This is a genomic window from Cellulosimicrobium sp. AB352, assembly GCF_049538415.1.
GTDB lineage: Bacteria > Actinomycetota > Actinomycetes > Actinomycetales > Cellulomonadaceae > Cellulosimicrobium > Cellulosimicrobium funkei.
The window spans coordinates 144,504-162,127 of the sequence record NZ_JBMVFX010000002.1 but is presented as its reverse complement, the minus strand read 5'-3'; the positions used below and the strand labels follow the sequence as shown (position 1 = coordinate 162,127).

At 77.0% G+C, this 17,624-nt stretch carries 16 protein-coding genes and 1 riboswitch; of the genes, 7 read left to right on the top strand and 9 right to left on the bottom strand.

Annotated elements, in window-relative coordinates; all coding sequences use genetic code 11:
- Window positions 1-121 precede the first annotated feature (121 nt).
- Both ACPCUX_RS02230 and ACPCUX_RS02225 read left to right on the top strand, forming a co-directional pair.
- The gene (locus ACPCUX_RS02230) at window positions 122-568 is read left to right on the top strand and encodes a DUF3817 domain-containing protein (protein WP_423388093.1); all 447 of its coding nucleotides are present in this window, start codon (window positions 122-124) and stop codon (window positions 566-568) included.
- A complete protein-coding gene (locus ACPCUX_RS02225; protein ID WP_423388092.1) occupies window positions 565-1,878 on the top strand; it encodes a ThiF family adenylyltransferase in 1,314 nt (437 codons plus the stop codon). The genes ACPCUX_RS02230 and ACPCUX_RS02225 overlap by 4 nt, the downstream gene beginning before the upstream one ends.
- A gap of 99 nt (window positions 1,879-1,977) precedes the next feature.
- On the opposite strand, the gene ACPCUX_RS02220 is transcribed toward ACPCUX_RS02225, so the two are convergent.
- The 3 genes from ACPCUX_RS02220 to thiO all read right to left on the bottom strand — a co-directional run bounded on the left by ACPCUX_RS02220 (window position 1,978) and on the right by thiO (window position 4,343).
- Entirely contained in the window at window positions 1,978-2,820 is an 843-nt protein-coding gene (locus ACPCUX_RS02220) for a thiazole synthase (RefSeq protein WP_423388091.1), read from the bottom strand.
- A 9-nt stretch (window positions 2,821-2,829) separates the two neighbouring features.
- Complete coding sequence (gene thiS, locus ACPCUX_RS02215; protein WP_076405108.1) at window positions 2,830-3,063, bottom strand: sulfur carrier protein ThiS; 234 nt, start codon at window positions 3,061-3,063, stop codon at window positions 2,830-2,832.
- Window positions 3,064-3,068: 5 nt separating this feature from the next.
- Window positions 3,069-4,343 (bottom strand): glycine oxidase ThiO, encoded by a 1,275-nt coding sequence (gene thiO / locus ACPCUX_RS02210; protein ID WP_423388090.1) that lies wholly within the window; start codon window positions 4,341-4,343, stop codon window positions 3,069-3,071.
- Window positions 4,333-4,435, bottom strand: a riboswitch (TPP riboswitch). (Overlaps the previous gene by 11 nt.)
- A 44-nt stretch (window positions 4,436-4,479) precedes the next feature.
- Between thiO and thiE the strand changes: the two genes are divergently transcribed.
- Both thiE and guaA read left to right on the top strand, forming a co-directional pair.
- Window positions 4,480-5,190 (top strand): thiamine phosphate synthase, encoded by a 711-nt coding sequence (gene thiE / locus ACPCUX_RS02205; protein ID WP_423388089.1) that lies wholly within the window; start codon window positions 4,480-4,482, stop codon window positions 5,188-5,190.
- A gap of 42 nt (window positions 5,191-5,232) precedes the next feature.
- On the top strand, window positions 5,233-6,846 hold the full coding sequence (gene guaA, locus ACPCUX_RS02200) for a glutamine-hydrolyzing GMP synthase (protein ID WP_044144565.1): 1,614 nt from the start codon (window positions 5,233-5,235) through the stop codon (window positions 6,844-6,846).
- A 4-nt stretch (window positions 6,847-6,850) separates the two neighbouring features.
- Here guaA and ACPCUX_RS02195 read toward each other — a convergent pair whose 3' ends face one another.
- Window positions 6,851-8,011, bottom strand: coding sequence for a glycosyltransferase family 4 protein (locus tag ACPCUX_RS02195; protein WP_423388088.1), 1,161 nt, complete (start codon window positions 8,009-8,011; stop codon window positions 6,851-6,853).
- A gap of 207 nt (window positions 8,012-8,218) precedes the next feature.
- On the opposite strand from ACPCUX_RS02195, the gene ACPCUX_RS02190 reads away from it, so the two are divergent.
- Window positions 8,219-9,025 (top strand): hypothetical protein, encoded by an 807-nt coding sequence (locus ACPCUX_RS02190; RefSeq protein WP_423388087.1) that lies wholly within the window; start codon window positions 8,219-8,221, stop codon window positions 9,023-9,025.
- 147 nt (window positions 9,026-9,172) lie between these two features.
- Here ACPCUX_RS02190 and ACPCUX_RS02185 read toward each other — a convergent pair whose 3' ends face one another.
- Together ACPCUX_RS02185 and ACPCUX_RS02180 are read right to left on the bottom strand one after the other, a co-directional pair.
- Window positions 9,173-9,823, bottom strand: coding sequence for a hypothetical protein (locus tag ACPCUX_RS02185; protein ID WP_396050749.1), 651 nt, complete (start codon window positions 9,821-9,823; stop codon window positions 9,173-9,175).
- Window positions 9,823-11,604 carry a PspC domain-containing protein gene (locus tag ACPCUX_RS02180; RefSeq protein ID WP_423388086.1) on the bottom strand — a complete coding sequence of 594 codons (1,782 nt, stop codon included), beginning with the start codon at window positions 11,602-11,604 and terminating at the stop codon, window positions 9,823-9,825. Before ACPCUX_RS02180 ends, ACPCUX_RS02185 begins: the two co-directional genes overlap by 1 nt.
- A gap of 137 nt (window positions 11,605-11,741) precedes the next feature.
- Here ACPCUX_RS02180 and ACPCUX_RS02175 point away from each other — a divergent pair, with 137 nt between their 5' ends.
- Both ACPCUX_RS02175 and ACPCUX_RS02170 read left to right on the top strand, forming a co-directional pair.
- Window positions 11,742-13,103, top strand: a complete 1,362-nt coding sequence (locus ACPCUX_RS02175; protein ID WP_423388085.1) for a PspC domain-containing protein — start codon at window positions 11,742-11,744, stop codon at window positions 13,101-13,103.
- On the top strand, window positions 13,100-13,798 hold the full coding sequence (locus tag ACPCUX_RS02170) for a LuxR C-terminal-related transcriptional regulator (RefSeq protein ID WP_021483838.1): 699 nt from the start codon (window positions 13,100-13,102) through the stop codon (window positions 13,796-13,798). The genes ACPCUX_RS02175 and ACPCUX_RS02170 overlap by 4 nt, the downstream gene beginning before the upstream one ends.
- A 16-nt stretch (window positions 13,799-13,814) precedes the next feature.
- On the opposite strand, the gene cobA is transcribed toward ACPCUX_RS02170, so the two are convergent.
- Genes cobA through cysD form a run of 3 tightly spaced genes read right to left on the bottom strand, consistent with a single transcriptional unit; the run spans window position 13,815 to window position 17,616 of the window.
- Window positions 13,815-15,212, bottom strand: a complete 1,398-nt coding sequence (cobA, locus tag ACPCUX_RS02165) for a uroporphyrinogen-III C-methyltransferase (protein WP_255180706.1) — start codon at window positions 15,210-15,212, stop codon at window positions 13,815-13,817.
- A gap of 20 nt (window positions 15,213-15,232) precedes the next feature.
- On the bottom strand, window positions 15,233-16,621 hold the full coding sequence (locus ACPCUX_RS02160) for a sulfate adenylyltransferase subunit 1 (protein ID WP_081600048.1): 1,389 nt from the start codon (window positions 16,619-16,621) through the stop codon (window positions 15,233-15,235).
- Window positions 16,621-17,616, bottom strand: coding sequence for a sulfate adenylyltransferase subunit CysD (cysD, locus tag ACPCUX_RS02155; protein ID WP_085388368.1), 996 nt, complete (start codon window positions 17,614-17,616; stop codon window positions 16,621-16,623). Before cysD ends, ACPCUX_RS02160 begins: the two co-directional genes overlap by 1 nt.
- Window positions 17,617-17,624 lie beyond the last annotated feature (8 nt).

The window sequence follows — 17,624 nt, the reverse complement described above, 5'->3', positions numbered from 1 at the left end:
GGTGTTCTACCCTAGGTTCGGCGTCCGACACGCGGCGACGGTTTAACACGGCGACTGCGTCACGCCACCGCACGCGGCGGAGACCGCCGCGGCCGTCTCGCCCGGAACGAGGACCTCTCCCATGACCACGCAGGACCCGGCCACCCCGACCGACGCGCCCGTCGTCGCCCCCGCCGACGCGGCGGCCCCCAGCACGGAGGCGGCGCGCACCGCGATCCGCAAGGCGCGCGGCGCGCTCGCGCGTTACCGGGTCCTCGCGATCATCACGGGCGTGATGCTGCTCATCCTGTGCGTCGAGATGATCGTCAGGTACGGCGTGGGCCAGTTCGTCGACGTCGACGGGATCATGCGGTACGTGTCCTGGATCCCCTTCGCGCACGGCTGGATCTACGTCGTGTACCTCGTCACGGTGCTCGACCTGTGGACCAAGATGCGCTGGGGCTGGGGTCGCCTCGCGACGATGGTGTTCGCCGGCGTCGTCCCGGTCATGTCGTTCATCCTCGAGAAGAAGGTGCACGCCGAGGCCGACGCGAAGCTCGTCGCGCTGGAGGAGCAGTACGCGGCATGACGACGCCGCTCGCGCCCCTCGTCGCGCCCGGTCCCGAGCTCTCGACGCCGGAGCTCGAGCGCTACGCGCGCCACCTCGCGCTGCCGGGCGTCGGCACCGAGGGCCAGCGGCGGCTCGCGGCCGCGCGCGTGCTCGTCGTCGGCGCGGGCGGCCTCGGCAGCCCCGCGCTGCTCTACCTCGCCGCCGCGGGCGTCGGCACGATCGGCATCGTCGACGACGACGCCGTCGACACGTCCAACCTCCAGCGCCAGGTCATCCACGGCGGGTCGGACGTCGGGCGCCGCAAGGTCGACTCCGCGCGCGAGAGCATCGCGGACCTCAACCCGCACGTCCACGTCGTCGAGCACGCGCTGCGGCTCGACGCGGACAACGCGCTCGAGGTGCTGCGCGGCTACGACGTCGTGCTCGACGGCGCCGACAACTTCCCGACCCGCTACCTCGTCTCCGACGCGGCCGAGGTCCTCGGCCTGCCCGTCGTCTGGGGCTCGATCTACCGCTTCCAGGGACAGGTCAGCGTCTTCTGGGCCGCGCCCCGGTTCGCCGTGCCCGACGACGCCGCGCACCCGGGCGCCGCGGGTCCCGACCCCGCGGGGCCGGGAGAGCGAGGTCCGCGCGGGGTCACCTACCGCGACGTGTTCCCCGTCCCGCCGCCCCCGGGCGCGGCACCCGACTGCGCCACCGGCGGTGTGTTCGGCGCGATGTGCGGCACCGTCGGCTCCGTCATGGCGACCGAGGCGATCAAGCTCGTCACCGGCGCCGGCACGACGCTGCTGGGCCGCCTCGCCGTCTACGACGCCCTCGACCTCTCGTGGCGCCAGCTCACCGTGCGCGCCGACCCGACGCGCGAGCCCGTCACCGCGCTCCTGCCGGGCGACGACGCCTACGCCGCGTTCTGCGGGCTCCGGCCCGCGGCGCAGGCCGTGGCGACGCCCGGTGCCGGGGCGGGGCCGACCGGGGCAGCGGGGCCCGCGCCGCGCGACGTGTCCGCCCCTGACGCGGCCGCCCTGCTGCGGGCCGACGACGCCGCACCCTTCCTGCTCGACGTCCGCGAGGACTGGGAGGCGCAGGTGCGCCCGCTCCCCGGGTCGACGCTCGTCCCGAGCGGCGCGTTCCTCGGCGGCGCGCAGGACCCCGGTGCCGCCGCGGCGCTCGCGGACCTGCCCGCCGACCGCCCGGTGCTCGTGGTGTGCGCGGTCGGCGGCCGGTCGGCCCGCGTCGCCGACGCCGCCCGCGCCGCGGGCTTCGACGCACGCTCCGTCGTCGGCGGCGTCCCCGCCCTCCTCGCCGCCCTGGAAACTCTCGCCCCCTAGCGTCCCCCTGCACGTCGACCAGGTGGTCGTGGTGCGTCCTGGTCGGCGGACGAGCCGGGATGGCCTGCTCGGCCCGCCGGGACGGCCTGGTGGACGGGGTCAGAGAGCCAGGTCGAGGCGGCCCTGCGGGGACGAGCTCGCCAGGGCGCCCTCGCGGCGGGGGATGCGCCCGGCGCCCGCGGCGAGCCGGCCCGACTCGACGGCGAGGCGCATCGCGCGGGCCATGCGGACCGGGTCGGCGGCGCGCGTGACGGCCGTCGCGAGGAGCACGCCGTCGCAGCCGAGCTCCATGGCGAGCGCGGCGTCGGACGCCGTGCCGATCCCCGCGTCGAGGATCACGGGCACCCGTGCCGCGGCGGCGATCGCCTCGATGTTGCGCGGGTTGAGGATGCCGAGCCCCGTGCCGATGGGCGCCCCGAGGGGCATGACGGCGGCGCAGCCGACGTCCTCCAGCCGTCGGGCGAGGATCGGGTCGTCGTTCGTGTAGGGCAGCACGACGAACCCGTCGCGCACGAGCTGGTCGGCCGCCTCGACGAGGCCGACCGGGTCGGGCAGGAGGGTCACGTCGTCGGCGATCACCTCGAGCTTGACCCACTCGGTGCCGCACGCCTCGCGCGCGAGGTGCGCGGTGAGGACGGCCTCCCGCACCGAGAAGCACCCGGCGGTGTTGGGCAGCGCGCGGATGCCGAGGCGCGCGAGCAGCGCCCAGATCCCGGCGTCGGGGCTCGCGTCCCCGCCGGCGCGGACGGCGACGCGTCGCATCGCGACGGTCGTCAGGGCGGTGCCCGACGCGACGAGCGCGTCCTCGAGCGTGAGCAGGTTCGCGGCCCCGCCGGTGCCCATGACGAGGCGCGACCCGATCGGGGTGCCGGCGACGACGAGCGGGTCGTCGGCGCCGGCCGGGCCGCTCGCGGTGGCGGGGGAGACGTCGGTCGTGGTCATGGGTCCTCCTCAGCCGCCCTGGACGGCGGTGACGATCTCGATGCGGTCCCCGGGCGCGACGACGGTCGTCGCCCAGGCGCCGCGCGGCACGACGGCGTCCCCGACGGCCACCGCGACGCCCTGCGGCGTGCCGTCGGCGACGTAGGCGGGGACGAGCGCGGCGACGAGCCGCTCCAGGTCGACGTCGCCGTCGAGCGGGTAGGGCTCGCCGTTGACGAGCGCGGTGGGTGCGGGTGCGGTCACGGGTCTCACCTCGGTGTGGTGGCGGTGCGGGCGAAGCGGTCGGTGCGGGCGGTGGCGAGGGCGGTCGCGACGTCGTCGCCGGCCTCGGTCCCGCCCAGGCCGGAGAGCCCGCCGAGCCCGGCGACGACGGCGTCGGCCGTGAGCGGGGCGAGCAGGATGCCGTTGCGGCCGTGGCCCGTCGCGAGGTGCAGCCCCGGGACGTCCGTCGGCCCGACGAGCGGGAGGTTGTCCGGGGTCGAGGGGCGCCCCCGCGGCGTCACCTCGACCAGCGCGGCCTCGTCGATCCCCGGCAGGAGGGCGCGCGCGTCCCGCAGGAGCGCGAAGACCCCGCCGGCGCTGGCGCGGCGGTCGTCCGGGTTCTCGTCGGTGGTGGCCCCGACGACGACCTCCCGGTGCCCGGCGCGCGGCCCCGCCGGCTCGGGGTCGCGCGGCACGACGTACACCGGCCGCCCCTGCACGAGCCCGCGCACGACGTGCTCCAGCGCGAGGTCCGGGCCGGCGTCGAGCCGCAGCGTCTGGCCCTTCACCGGCCGCGTGGGCACGACGACGCCCGGCACGTCCGCGAGCAGGGCGCCCGACTGCCAGCCCGCCGCGACGACGACCGCACCCGCGCGGTGGAGCCGGCTTGCGTCGTCGTGCACGCCGACCACGCGCCCGGCATCGAGCGCGAGCCGGGTCGCGGACGCGCGGACGACTCGGGTCCCGGCGGCCGAGCCCGCACCCGCGGCGTCGCGTCCGCCGAGCGCCGCGAGCAGCGCGGCGTGCGTCGCGCGCGGGTCGACGGCGTGGTCCGCGGGGGCCCACGCCGCCCCGGCGACGCGCGGGCCCAGGTACGGCTCGCGGCGGCGCGCGTCCGCGACGGTGAGCTCGTGCGACGCGAGACCGTGCGCGGCGTGCAGGGCGAGGACGCGGCGGAGCAGCGCGAGGTCGTCCGCGTCGTAGGCGAGGGTGAGCGTCCCGGCGGTCCGCAGCCCGACGTCCGCCCCCGTCGCAGCGCGCAGGTCCGCGGCGAACGCCGGCCACGCCGCGGCGGCCGCGAGGTGGAGCCGCAGGGCGGCCTCCTCCCCGAAGTCGGCCTCGGTCACCGGTGCGAGCATCCCCGCGGCGGCGTGGGTCGCGCCCGCGCCCGGCGCCGGGTCGAGCACCGTGACGGTCATGCCCGCGCGCGCGGCGCGCCACGCGACGGCGAGACCCACGATCCCGCCCCCCACGACGACGACGTCGCGCGCGCCGTCGGGCACGACGGAGCCACCCGCGGACGGGTGGACGGACAGGCTCATGTGCGCTCCCTTCGCTGGCATGACCCAGATCAGGTTCGACGGTCGGCGGCGACGCCCTCTCAGCCCCGTGCGGGGCTCCCGTGCTGTCGGCCACAGTACCTCCTGCCGAGGAGCCGCCGAGGCTAGGCTCCCGCGGGTGAGCTCCGAGACCTCCACCACCCCGGCCACTCCCGCCCCGTCGGCGGACGCCGCACGCGCCCGGCTCGCCGACGCGCGGCTCTACCTCTGCACGGACGCGCGCGAGGAGCGCGGCGACCTCGAGGACTTCCTGCGGGCGGCGCTCGCGGGCGGGGTGGACGTCGTGCAGCTCCGCGACAAGACGCTCGACGTCGCGCGCGAGCTCGAGCTCCAGGAGCTCGTCGCGCGCGTAGCGACGGAGCACGGCGCGCTGTGGGCCGTGAACGACCGGGCGGACGTGGCGTCGGTCACGGGCGCGCCGGTCGTGCACATGGGCCAGGGCGACCTGCCGGTCCCGGCCGTGCGGGCGCTGCTCGGCGCGGGGCCCGCGCTCGGCCGGTCCACGCACTCGGCCGCGCAGGCGGCCGCGGCAGAGGCCGACCCGGCGGTGGACTACTTCTGCGTGGGTCCGCTGTGGGCGACCCCGACGAAGCCGGGGCGGGCCGCCGTCGGCCTGGACCTGCTGCGCGACGTCGCGGCGACCCGGCCCGCGACGCCCTGGTTCGCGATCGGCGGGATCGACGCGGACCGGCTCGACGCGGTCCTCGACGCGGGCGCGACCCGGATCGTGGTGGTGCGCGCGATCACGGCGGCGAGCAACCCGGAGGCGGCCGCCCGCGCCCTGCGCGAGCGCGTCGCGGCGCGCGCCGAGGTGCGCACCGGCGCCTGAGACGCGGGACGAGCCCCGCCGCACGGCGACTATCCTGGACGGGTGACGTCACCCGCCACCGCTCCCGACACCCCCACCACCGCCGAGGTGGCCTCGACCCCGCGGCCCGTGCTCGTCGTCGACTTCGGCGCCCAGTACGCGCAGCTCATCGCGCGCCGCGTGCGCGAGGCCAAGGTCTACTCCGAGATCGTGCCGCACACCTTCACGGTCGAGCAGATGCTCGCCAAGGACCCGGCCGCGATCATCCTCTCGGGCGGTCCCTCGTCCGTGTACGCGACGGGTGCCCCGTTCGTCGACCCGGCGCTGTTCGAGGCCGGCGTGCCCGTCATGGGCATCTGCTACGGCTTCCAGGCCATGGCGAAGGCGCTCGGCGGCGAGGTCGCCCAGACGGGTCTGCGCGAGTACGGCGGCACCGAGGTCGAGGTGTGCGCCGCGGGCGTGCTGCTCGACGGCACACCGCAGAACCAGACCACATGGATGAGCCACGGCGACGCCGTGCACCGCGCGCCCGAGGGCTTCGAGGTCCTCGCGACGTCGTCGGGCTCGCCGGTCGCCGCGTTCGAGGACCGCGAGCGTCGCCTCTACGGCGTGCAGTGGCACCCGGAGGTCAAGCACTCCGCCCATGGCCAGACCGTGCTGGAGCACTTCCTGTACGACGGCGCGGGCCTCGCACCGGACTGGACGCCCGGCAACGTCATCGCGGACCAGGTCGCTGCGATCCGCGCCCAGGTCGGCGACGCGCGCGTCATCTGCGCCCTCTCGGGCGGCGTGGACTCCGCCGTCGCCGCGGCGCTCGTGCAGCGTGCGGTGGGCGACCAGCTCACGTGCGTGCACGTCGACCACGGGCTGATGCGCGCGGGCGAGGTCGAGCAGATCGAGCGCGACTTCGTCGCGGCGACGGGCGTCAACCTCGTGATCCGCGACGAGAAGGAGCGGTTCCTCACCGCGCTCGCCGGGCACAGCGACCCGGAGACCAAGCGCAAGATCATCGGCCGCGAGTTCATCCGCGTGTTCGAGGACGCGGCGCGCCAGATCGTCGAGGACGCGGGCGAGCACGGCGCTGAGGTCAAGTTCCTCGTGCAGGGCACGCTCTACCCGGACGTCGTCGAGTCCGGCGGCGGCGAGGGCGCGGCGAACATCAAGAGCCACCACAACGTCGGCGGCCTGCCCGACGACCTGCAGTTCTCGCTCGTCGAGCCGCTGCGCACCCTGTTCAAGGACGAGGTCCGCGCGGTCGGCCGCGAGCTCGGCGTGCCCGAGGAGATCGTCGCGCGCCAGCCGTTCCCCGGCCCCGGGCTCGGCATCCGCATCGTCGGCGAGGTCACGGCGGACCGCCTCGAGACGCTGCGCGCCGCTGACGCGATCGCGCGCGAGGAGCTCACGAAGGCGGGTCTGGACGACGAGATCTGGCAGTGCCCGGTCGTGCTGCTCGCCGACGTCCGCTCGGTCGGCGTCCAGGGCGACGGCCGCACCTACGGCCACCCGATCGTGCTGCGCCCCGTCTCGTCCGAGGACGCGATGACGGCCGACTGGACTCGCCTGCCCTACGACGTGCTGTCCGTCATCTCGACGCGCATCACCAACGAGGTCTCCGAGGTCAACCGCGTCGTGCTCGACGTGACGAGCAAGCCCCCGGGCACCATCGAGTGGGAGTGACCCCCTAGCGGGACGGACGGGCCCGACGATCCACGGCGATCGTCGCGGCCCGTTCGTATGCCCGCTCCACGTCGGCGAGCACGCGCGGCCAGCCCGCCGACGACGGCACGTCCCGGTTGTGGGCGACGATCCGGTCGAGCAGGCCGTCCTCGGCCGCGAGGCGCACGAGCGCGTCGGCGAGGCCGGCGTCGTCGTCCGCCACGAGCGCGTCGACGCCGTCGGTGAGGCGCTCCGCGACGCCCGACTGCGAGCGCGTGAGCACCGCCAGCCCGGCGGCCTGGCCCTCGAGCGCGGCGATGCCGAACGCCTCCTCGACGGCGGGCGCGGCGAACACGTCGGCGCGCGCGTAGAGCCGCTGGAGGCCCGTCGCGTCCAGGCGGCCGGGGAGCGACACGACCGACCCCAGCCCGCGCTCGGTGACGTAGCGCCGCGCGTCGGCCAGCTCGGGTCCGTCCCCGGCGAGCGTCACGTGCAGCGCCCCCTCGGGGAGGCGCGCGACGGCGTCGCGCACGACCTCGAGGAACGGCAGCACGCGCTTGCGGGGCGCGAACCGCGTCGCGGCCACGACGTGGACGGCCGGGCCCTCCATGCGGTCGGCGCGCTCGGTGCGCGGGACGCGCCACGCGTCGAGGTCGAGGCCGTTGTGCAGCACCACGACCTCGCCGTGGTCGCCGACGATGCGGCGCAGGGGAGCGGCGGTCAGCTCGCTCACGGCCGACCACAGCACGGGCCAGCGGGACCAGCGGACCACGCGGTCGAGCCCGGCGAACGCGCGCTCCGCGCCGCCCCAGACGCTGTGCACGGTGAGCACCGCGGGCAGCCCCGCGCGCACGACCGTCCGCAGCGACGCCTGGGTGGAGGGCGTCAGCACGCCCATGTGCAGGTGCACGACGTCGGGCCGGTCGGCGCGCAGGACCTGCGCCACGTGGTGCGGCGCGCGCGGGTGCACGGGGTAGCCGCCCGGGACGCGCGCGGCGAGCCGGTGCACCGTGACGTCACCGTCCCGCTCGGTCGACACGCCGTGCGCGCCGGGGCGCGCGGGCGTCGTGCAGACGACCGCGACGTCGTGACCGGCGGCCGCCTGCTGCTGCGCGAGCCGCGCGACCTGGGTCTCGATGCCGCCGAGCAGCGGCAGGTAGCAGTCGGTCAGGTGGGTGATGCGCACGGACCGCATCCTCCCATCCCGGCCCCGGCGGGCCGCGCGGTCGCCGCCGCGCCCGCCCTGAGGTGCGCGTTCGCCGCGCGGTGCTCCGCTCCCGTCGCTACCGTGGGCCCCGTATGGGTGGTTCGACCGTCCCGTGACCGACCCGCACCCGCGGGCGGTCTCGTGCGGGCGGTTGCAGGTGGGTCCTGACGAAGGGGAGAACGCGCCATGTCGAGCACCGTCACCGTCACACCGACGAAGGGGGCACGGGGCATCGGTCTCGTGTCGATCATCGCGGGCATCATCCTTCTCCTCGCGGGCATCGGCACATGGATCGTCGTGTCGAACCAGCTGTCCGCCGAGGAGATCACCGTCTCCGACGACGCGTCGTTCCTCGCGGGGCGCCACGTCAACGGGCCGCTCACCGCGTACGCGCAGGCCGAGGTCATCAACAAGCACGCGCTCGAGGCGAGCGGCGGCAAGACCTACGCCGAGCTCGGTCAGGACGACCCGACGCGCCAGACCGTCATGACGGCCTCGTTCCTGCGCGCGTCGCTGTTCACGTCCGTCGTCGCGTTCGGGGTGTGCGCGCTCGTCATCGGGCTGGGCATCCTGTTCATCCTCGTCGGCATCGCGCTCCGGCGGCTCGCGGGCGGGCCGAGCGTCGCCGTCGAGACCCCGGGCGGCTACTCGTCGTCGGGCGACCTGTCGGACGCCGGTCGGCACGCCGCGCCCGCGCACGCCGCGCCGGGGCACGTCGAGCCGTCGCCGACGGCGCCTCCCGTGCGTCCCGAGCCGACCTCCCCGGGCCGCCCCTCCGCGCTCTCGACCCCCGGCGCCGAGGCCCGCGCGGCCGCTCCCGGCACGACGGCGACGCCCGTCGAGCCGACCGGTGCCGCCGGCACGGGCACGCCGAGCGCACCGGGCTCCTCGCCCGCGGCCTCGCCCGACACCACGACGACGACGACCGGGCCTACCACGCCCGAGCACCGGGCCGACGGCCCGACGCGGCGGGGCGAGGAACCGACCCCCTGACCGTCCCGGCAGCCCGTCCGGGCGCCGAGGACCCGCTCCCACCGGGTCGCACCGGGGAGAGCGTGCGGGGCGGCGTCGCTCGGGCACACCGAGGGCCGTGGCACGACGTGCCACGGCCCTCGGCGTGTCCGCAGGTCCCGGTGCGGCTCAGCCCCGACGGCGCCGTGCCCCGGAGACGATCGACCCGACGACGAGCGTGACGCCCGCCGCGGCGAGCACGACGATCGTCGCGAGCCCCAGGTCGACCCGGGCACCGAGCGCGGCCGCGAGCACCACGACGGCGAAGGCGACGATGACGAAGCCCCACACGATCGTGGCGACGCGCGGGCCGCGCCGCGGGAGCGGGCCGGGGTCCGCGACCCCACCCGCGCCGGGCGTCCCGCCCGCGCCGGGCGTCCCGCCCGTGGACGACGGGTCGGCGCCCGACGTCGTCGGGGCCGCGCCGTAGAGCGGCGCACCAGTCGACGGGGCACCGGCCGACGGGGCACCGACGGGCGGCGCGTCGACGGACGATCCGTCGACCGACAGCGGGTCGGCCGGCGGCGTGGCGGGCAGCGGCGTGGCAGGCAGTGGCGTCGTGGCCTCGGTGTCGGTCAGCGGTGCCGCGGCCGGGAGCGGGGTCGTCGCGCGGGCGTCGGCCGCGGGCGTCACGGCGGGGAGCGGGACCGTCGCGTCCGTCCCGGACGCCTCCCGGCGTTCCTGCCGCTGAGCCGGCTCGGGGTCCTGCGCGGGGGCAGGGTCGAACAGCTCGTCCCCGAGCGGCCGCGTGTCGTCGTCGCGGCGGTTCTCGTCGTTCATCAGTCCTCCTCGATCGTGACCTGGCCGGCGCCAACCTCGACCTGCAGCACGAGCAGCGGGTCGTCGCCCGCCTGGACCTCGTCGTTGTCGAACGTCACCGGCTGCGTGCTGACCCCGCCGATCTCCTGGCGGTCGCCGTCCACGTGCCAGCGCGCGTTGCCCGCGAGCACCTGGACCTCGGCGCGGACGGGGACGCCGTCCGGCACGACGACCGTCGCGTCGCCCGCGCCGAGCCGGACGGGGACCTCGACGGGCGAGCCGGTGGTCGCCTCCGACAGGTCCAGGTCGGACAGGTCGATGCGCGGGTCGCCGAACGACACGCCGAACCCCTGCTCGGCGACGTCGGGGTCGGTGATGCGGTGCGTGCCGTCGGTGACGGTCCGCACGGAGTCGTCGACGAACACGGTGAACGGGGTCGTGCGCCACGCCGAGGCGGGGAGCGCGACGACGAGCAGGACCACCGCGAGCCAGCCGAGGCCGCCGCTCGTCCGCCCGCGGAGCCCGCTCACCACGATGGCGAGGCCCGCGAGGATCCCGCTGAGGCCCGCCCAGGTCAGGAACACCGGCCAGGGCAGCTCGCCCTGGCGGTCGAGCACGAGGAGCAGCGCCCCCAGGAGGAGGCTCAGCCCGACGACGACGCCGGTCGTCGTCGCACCCGGGCCGCGCGGGCGCGGGGGCTTCGGCGGGCGCGGGGCCCGCGCGGGCTGCGGCGGGAGCGGCGGCTGCGGCGCGCCGCCCTGCGGGGACGGGGCGTACGGCGCGTGCGGGGGGAGGGGCGCGGTCACGCCGGGCGCGGGGGCGGCGTACGGGCTCGCCTCCGCCGACCAGACCGCGTCGTCCTGCGTCCCCGTCGGCGCACCGCCCACGGGCGACCCGCCGGGGGTGCCGGACGTCGTCGGGCCGCCCGGGTACGCCGGGCCGCCCGGGTACGCGGGGCCGCTCGGGTACGCCGGGCCGGCGCTGCCCCACGGGGCGTCCGAGGGCGCGCCGCCCGCGGGGGCGCCGGGGGTCGCCGTCGGGCCGCCCGGGGCGTACGGGCCCTGCGCCGGACCGGCACCGCCCGGGCCGTGACCCGGACCACCCGGGCCGTGACCCGGACCGCCCGGACCGTGTCCCGGACCGCCCGGCCACGGCGGAGCCTGCGGAGGCGTGCCCTGGCCACCGCGGGGGCCGCGCTGCGTGAGCGCCGAGACAGCGACGACCGCGACGGTGACGAAGGCCGCGACCCAGAACAGGCCGGTCAGCCAGCCCAGGTGGAGCGCGTCCCACCACGACCACCATCCGCCGCCCCACGAGAACCCGACCACGACGAACGCCGCGGCGCCGAGCAGCGCGACGTCGACGTTGCCGCGGAACGCCTCCTGGAGGTGGATGCGTCCGTCGCGACGCTCGGGCAGCAGCGCCCACGCCGCGCCGTACAGGACGAGCCCGGCGCCGGAGAGGAAGAACGTCACGAACAGCAGGCCGCGCACGACCAGCGGGTCGATCCCGAACCGCTCCGCCACGCCGGACGCGACGCCGCCGATCCAGCGGTCGTCCGAGCGGTAGATGCCGACGCGGCGCACCGCGTCGAAGAAGCCGTCGGTGCCGCTCGGACGCCGGGGTGCCTCGCCCGGTGAGCCCGGAGGCGGGCCGGCGGGGCCGGTCCAGCCCGGTCCGCCGCCGTGGTCGGGGCCGCTCGGCCCCGGGGGGACGGTGCCCGGCTGCGCGCCGGGTGTCTCGGTGTCGCCGCCGGAGCTCCCGGGCTGGGCGCCGGGTCCGGGGAGGTCGGGAGTGCTCATGACCACCATGCTGGTGCGCCGGGGGGCGCCGCCGGTATCGGGTGCCACCCTGACCCGACCCTGAACCGTCCGGGGCCCGACCCTGGTTTCCCCGCCCGGGGGCGCTCGGGGCGTCCGCGCCGTGTGACGATCGGGGGGTGACGACAGCTGCCCGGCCCGGCGCCCGACCGCGCGACCTGCCGCTGCGCCGCCCCGAGCGCGGCCGGTGGGTGGGTGGCGTGTGCGCGGGCCTCGCGGCGCACCTCGGCGTCGGCGGCGGGGTCGTGCGCCTCGTCATGGCGCTCCTCGCGCTCGCGGGCGGCGCGGGCGTCGCGCTGTACGTGTTCTGGTGGCTCACCGTGCCGACCGGCGACCCGCTGGCCGCGCGCGACGAGCAGCGCCCCGCCTCCCTGTCCCGGCTCGCGCCGCGTCTCCAGGGGAGCGTGCGGCGCCTGCCCGTGCGCGACGTCGCGATCGGCGTCGTCCTGCTGGGCGGCGCGGCGCTGCTCGTGGCTCTGCGCACGGGTGTCGACGTCGAGGTCTCCTGGGTCATCCCGGTGCTCATCGCGCTCGCGGGCGCGGCGCTCGCGTGGAGCCAGCTCGACGCCGTCGAGCGGGGCCGGCTGCTCACGCGAGCGGGCGGGCGCACGCCCGCCGGGGTCGTGCGCATCGCGGGCGGCGTCGTGCTCGTGCTCGTCGGCATCGTGCTGCTCGTGGGGCAGGACGCGCGGCCCACCCAGATCGTGCGCGCCGCGGTGGCCGCGGTCGCGGTGCTCGCCGGCGTCGCGATCGTGCTCGCCCCGTGGTGGCTGCGACTCGTGCGCGAGCTCGGCGACGAGCGCGCCGCCCGGGCGCGCGAGGCCGAGCGGGCCGACATCGCCGCGCACCTGCACGACTCCGTGCTCCAGACGCTCGCCCTCATCCGCGCCCGGTCCTCCGACGCCGACACGGTCGCGCGCCTCGCGCGGGCCCAGGAGCGCGAGCTGCGCGAGTGGCTCTACGACGACCGCCCCTCGCCGGGGACGTCGCTCGCCGCCGAGCTGCGCGCGCTCGTCGCGGAGGTCGAGGACGGGCGCGTGGGCCGCCGCGCCGAGCCGATCGGCGCGGCGCCCGGTGCCCCCGAGCCGGGGCCGGTCGTCGTGGACGTCGTCGTGGTGGGGGACTGCACCCCGACGCAGGAGACGGCGGCGCTCCTCCAGGCGACGCGCGAGGCGCTCGTCAACGCCGTCGCGCACGGCGGGCCGCCGTACTCCGTCTACCTCGAGGTGAGCGACGCCGCGGTCGAGGTGTTCGTCCGCGACCGGGGCGAGGGCTTCGACATGGACGACGTCGCCCCCGACCGGTTCGGGGTGCGCGAGTCGATCCTCGGGCGCGTGCAGCGCCGCGGGGGCAAGGCCGAGATCATCAGCCGGCCGGGGTGGGGCACCGAGGTACGGTTGCGCGTGCCGCGGGCCGTGTCGACGGACGTGCCGACGGACCCCGGCCCGGCGCGGACCGCACCGAGCGAGGAGACCCCGTGACGACCATCCCCAGCGCGACGCCCGACGGCGCACCCGCCACCGGGCCGGTGCCCGTGGTGCTCGTCGACGACCACCACATGTTCCGGGCCGGTGTGCGCGCGAGCCTCGACCCGGCGCTCGTCACGGTCGTGGGCGAGGCGGACGACGTGGGGTCGGCGGTCGCGCGCGTGCACGAGCTGCGGCCCCCGGTCGTGCTGCTCGACGTGCACCTGCCCGGCGGGAACGGCGGCGGGGGCGCGGAGGTCATCCAGCGCTGCGCCGACGTGCTGGGCGACGTGCGGTTCCTCGCGCTGTCCGTGTCGGACGCCGCGGAGGACGTCGTCGCGGTCATCCGTGCCGGCGCGCGCGGGTACGTGACGAAGGCGATCTCGGGGCCGGACCTGTCGGCCGCCGTCGGGCAGGTCGCGGGCGGCGACGCGGTGTTCTCGCCGCGGCTCGCGGGCTTCGTGCTCGACGCGTTCGGCACGGGCGCGGGCGACGTCGCCGTGCACGACGACGAGCTCGACCGGCTCTCCGCGCGCGAGCAGGAGGTCATGCGCCTCATCGCGCGCGGGTACACGTACCGCGAGGTCGCGTCGGAGCTGTTCATCTCGATCAAGACCGTCGAGACCCACGTCTCCGCGGTCCTGCGCAAGCTCCAGCTGTCGTCCCGTCACGAGCTCACCCGCTGGGCGGCCCAGCGCCGCCTCCTCTGAGCCGCGGCCCCCGCGCTCAGCGCGGGGCGGGCGGGGTGCGGGGCGGCCAGGCGGGGGAGAGGGTCACCACGTCCCCGACGACGGTCACGGCCGGGGGCCGCACTCCGGCCTCGCGGGCCCGCTCGGCGATGGTCGCGAGCGTCCCGACCGTCGTCCGCTGGCGCGGGCCGTAGCCGTCCTCGACGACCGCGACCGGCGTCTCGGGCGAGCGGCCCTGCGCGACGAGCGCCGCGGCCGTCTCCGCGAGGCGCGAGACACCCATGAGCAGGACGACCGTGTGGTCGCTCGCCGCGGGGACCTTCCCGACGTCCTCGTGCCCCGTGAGCACGGTGAACCCGCGCGACAGGCCCCGGTGCGTCACCGGGATCCCCGCGGCGGCGGGCACGGAGACGGCGCTCGTCACGCCGGGCACGACCTCCACCGGGACGCCGTGGGCGCGGCACGCGTCGAGCTCCTCGCCGCCCCGCCCGAACACGTACGGGTCGCCGCCCTTGAGCCGGACGACCCGCTTCCCCACGAGGGCGTGGTGCACGAGGATCCGGTTGATCTCGTCCTGCGGCACGGGGTGGTTGCCCGACGTCTTGCCGACGTCCACCACCACGACGTCGTCGCCGAGCTCGGCGAGCAGCGCACGCGGCGCGAGCCGGTCGACCACGACGACGTCGGCCTCCGCGAGCACGCGTCGCCCGCGCACGGAGATCAGGCCCGCGTCGCCCGGCCCCCCGCCGACGAGGGCGACGGAGCCCACGGGCCGCACGAGCGGCGCGGTGACGGACCCCGCCCCCGTCGCCTCGTGCCCGGCGTCGCCCGACGCCGCGGCGACGGCGCGGGCCGGCCGCACCGCCCGCAGCGGCAGCTCGCCCGTCTCGAGGAGCACCGCGACGGCGTCGCGCACGCGCTGGGCGCGCCGCGGGTCCCGACCGGCGTTGACGGCCACCGTGACCTCGGCCTCCCCGGCCCCGGGCGCGGCGCCCGGCACGAGCGTGCGCGCGACGGCCGGGACCCACGCGGTCGCGCGCTCGGCGTCGCCCGCGGTGACGCAGAAGACGCGGTCCGCCTCGGCGTCGGCCGCGACCTCGGCGTCGACGCGGGCGTCGCCCGTCGCGGTGTGGACGAGCCACGCGCCGTCGAGGTCGCCCGTGAGGTAGTCGCGCCGCACCCAGGAGAGCCGGGCGTCCCGCGCCGGGACGGCCGCCGGGGCGTGCGCCGCGTGACCGGCGGTCCCCGGGCCGTGGGCCGCGAACAGCTCGGCGAGGTCCTCGCACACGTACGGCGCGACGACGGTCACGACCGCGCCCGCGTCGAGGAGGCCCCGCGTGCGGCGTGCGGCGACGGGGCCGCCGCCGACGACGACGACGCGGCGGCCGTCGAGACGCAGGCCGAGGGGGTACGTCTCGTGGATGGGTGCGGTCACGGTGCCAGCCTAGGTGTCGTCTAGATCGCGTAGGAGCCGGGGCGTTCCGCCGGGCGACGGGCGGCGGCGAGCGCGTCGCCGACCATGCCGGCGGCGAGCGTGCCGCCGTCCTGCGCGTCGACGAGCAGGAACGCCCCCGTGCGGCGCGCCACGACGTACTCCTCCGCCGCGACGGGCGACGCGAGCCGCAGCGTCACGCGACCGATGTCGTTGAGCTCCAGGCGCTCGGCGGGCTCGAGCTCGGCCGTGTCCAGGTCGAGGCGCCCGACGACGTCGCGCACCACGGCCTGCACGGTGCGGGTCGTGTGCTTGAGCAGCACGCGCGCGCCGGGCAGGAGCGGACGGTCGCCCAGCCACGCCACCGTGCCCTCGACGTCCTGCGTGACGTCGGGGGCCTCGGCCGCGGACGCGAGGAGGTCGCCGCGCGCGACGTCCACGTCGTCGGCGAGGCGGATGGTCACCGACTGCGGGGCGAACGCCTCGGTGAGCTCCGCGCCGCTCGCGAGGGAGTCGGCGGTGTCGATCCCGACGACCGTCGTGCGGCGCCCGGAGGGCAGCACCACGACCTCGTCGCCGACCGTCACGACGCCCGACGCGACCTGCCCGGCGTACCCGCGGTAGTCGCGGTAGCGCTCGTCAGCCGCGGCCTGCGGGCGGATGACGACCTGGACGGGGAAGCGGAACGCCTCGGCCTCCGGGTCGTCGCCGGTCGGGAGCTCCTCGAGCAGCTCGAGCAGGCTCGGGCCGTCGTACCAGGGCGTGCGCGCGCTCGCCCGGTCCACGACGTTGTCGCCGACGAGCGCCGAGACGGGGATCGTGTGCACGTCGCCGACGCCGAGCGACGTCGCGGCCGCGCGGATGTCCGCCGCGAGCTCCTCGTAGCGCGCCTCGCTGTAGTCGACGAGGTCGATCTTGTTCACCGCGACGACGACGTGCGGCACGCGCAGCAGGCTCGCGACCGCGAGGTGGCGGCGCGTCTGCTCCAGCAGACCCTTGCGCGCGTCGATGAGCAGCACGACGACGTCCGCCGTCGACGCCCCCGTCACGGTGTTGCGCGTGTACTGCACGTGCCCGGGGCAGTCGGCGAGGATGAACGACCGGCGCGCGGTCGCGAAGTACCGGTACGCGACGTCGATCGTGATGCCCTGCTCGCGCTCGGCCCGCAGGCCGTCGGTGAGCAGCGCGAGGTCGGCGGTCTCCAGCCCGCGGTCGCGCGAGACGCGCTCGACCGCGTCGAGCTGGTCGGCGAGCACGGACTTCGAGTCGAACAGCAGGCGGCCCACGAGCGTGGACTTGCCGTCGTCGACGGAGCCCGCGGTCGCGAGGCGCAGGAGCGTGCCGCGGCGCGCGTCGTCGAGCGGGGGCGCCGCGTCGGCGGTGACGGTGCCGGTGGTGGTCTGGGTGCCCATCAGAAGTACCCCTCCTTCTTGCGGTCCTCCATGGCGGCCTCGGAGAGGCGGTCGTCGGCGCGGGTCGCGCCGCGCTCGGTGATGCGCGTCGCGGCGACCTCGGCGATGACGTCCTCGACGCCCGCCGCGTCCGAGCGCACGGCGCCGGTGCACGACATGTCGCCGACCGTCCGGTAGCGCACGGTCTCCGTCCGCAGCGACGCGGTCTCGGCGTCCGTGCGGGGCGCGGAGTACGGCCCGACGGCGAGGAGCATCCCGTCGCGGTCGAACACCTCGCGCTCGTGCGCGTAGTAGAGCCCGGGGAGCTCGATGCGCTCGCGCGCGATGTAGCGCCACACGTCGAGCTCGGTCCAGTTCGACAGCGGGAACACGCGGACGTGCTCGCCCGGGCGGTGCCGCCCGTTGTAGAGGTTCCACAGCTCCGGGCGCTGGTTGCGCGGGTCCCACTGGCCGAACTCGTCGCGCAGGGAGAACACGCGCTCCTTGGCGCGCGCCTTCTCCTCGTCGCGACGCCCCCCGCCGAACACGGCGTCGAACCGGTGCCCCGAGATGGCGTCGAGCAGCGGCTGCGTCTGGAGCGGGTTGCGCGTGCCGTCGGCGCGCTCGCGCAGCCGGCCGTCGTCGATGTAGTCCTGCACGCGCGCCACCTCGAGCCGCAGGCCGAGGCGCTCGGCCGTGGCGTCGCGGTAGGCCAGGACCTCGGGGAAGTTGTGCCCGGTGTCGACGTGCAGCACGGGGAACGGCACCGGGCCGGGCGCGAACGCCTTGACCGCGAGGTGCAGCATCACCACGGAGTCCTTGCCGCCGCTGAACAGCAGGACCGGTCGCTCGAACTCGGCGACGACCTCCCGCACGATGTGGATGCCCTCGCTCTCGAGCGCGTCGAGCTGGGCGAGGCGGCGCCCGCCGGGGAGCGCCGCGGCCGGGGTCGTGCCCGCGGCGGCGGAGGCGCCGGGCGAGCCCGGCGCGTCGGTCGTCAGGTCGATGGTCGTCATGCCCGTCC

What these genes read in the sequence shown, in the direction of transcription:
- ACPCUX_RS02230 (WP_423388093.1), top strand. Translation starts at nt 122, where the DNA reads ATGACCACGCAGGACCCGGCCACCCCGACCGACGCGCCCGTCGTCGCC.
- ACPCUX_RS02185 (WP_396050749.1), bottom strand. Translation starts at nt 9,823, where the DNA reads ATGAACGACGAGAACCGCCGCGACGACGACACGCGGCCGCTCGGGGAC.
- ACPCUX_RS02180 (WP_423388086.1), bottom strand. Translation starts at nt 11,604, where the DNA reads ATGAGCACTCCCGACCTCCCCGGACCCGGCGCCCAGCCCGGGAGCTCC.
- cysD (WP_085388368.1), bottom strand. Translation starts at nt 17,616, where the DNA reads ATGACGACCATCGACCTGACGACCGACGCGCCGGGCTCGCCCGGCGCC.
- ACPCUX_RS02160 (WP_081600048.1), bottom strand. Translation starts at nt 16,621, where the DNA reads ATGGGCACCCAGACCACCACCGGCACCGTCACCGCCGACGCGGCGCCC.
- ACPCUX_RS02190 (WP_423388087.1), top strand. Translation starts at nt 8,219, where the DNA reads ATGTCGAGCACCGTCACCGTCACACCGACGAAGGGGGCACGGGGCATC.
- thiO (WP_423388090.1), bottom strand. Translation starts at nt 4,343, where the DNA reads ATGAGCCTGTCCGTCCACCCGTCCGCGGGTGGCTCCGTCGTGCCCGAC.
- ACPCUX_RS02225 (WP_423388092.1), top strand. Translation starts at nt 565, where the DNA reads ATGACGACGCCGCTCGCGCCCCTCGTCGCGCCCGGTCCCGAGCTCTCG.
- ACPCUX_RS02220 (WP_423388091.1), bottom strand. Translation starts at nt 2,820, where the DNA reads ATGACCACGACCGACGTCTCCCCCGCCACCGCGAGCGGCCCGGCCGGC.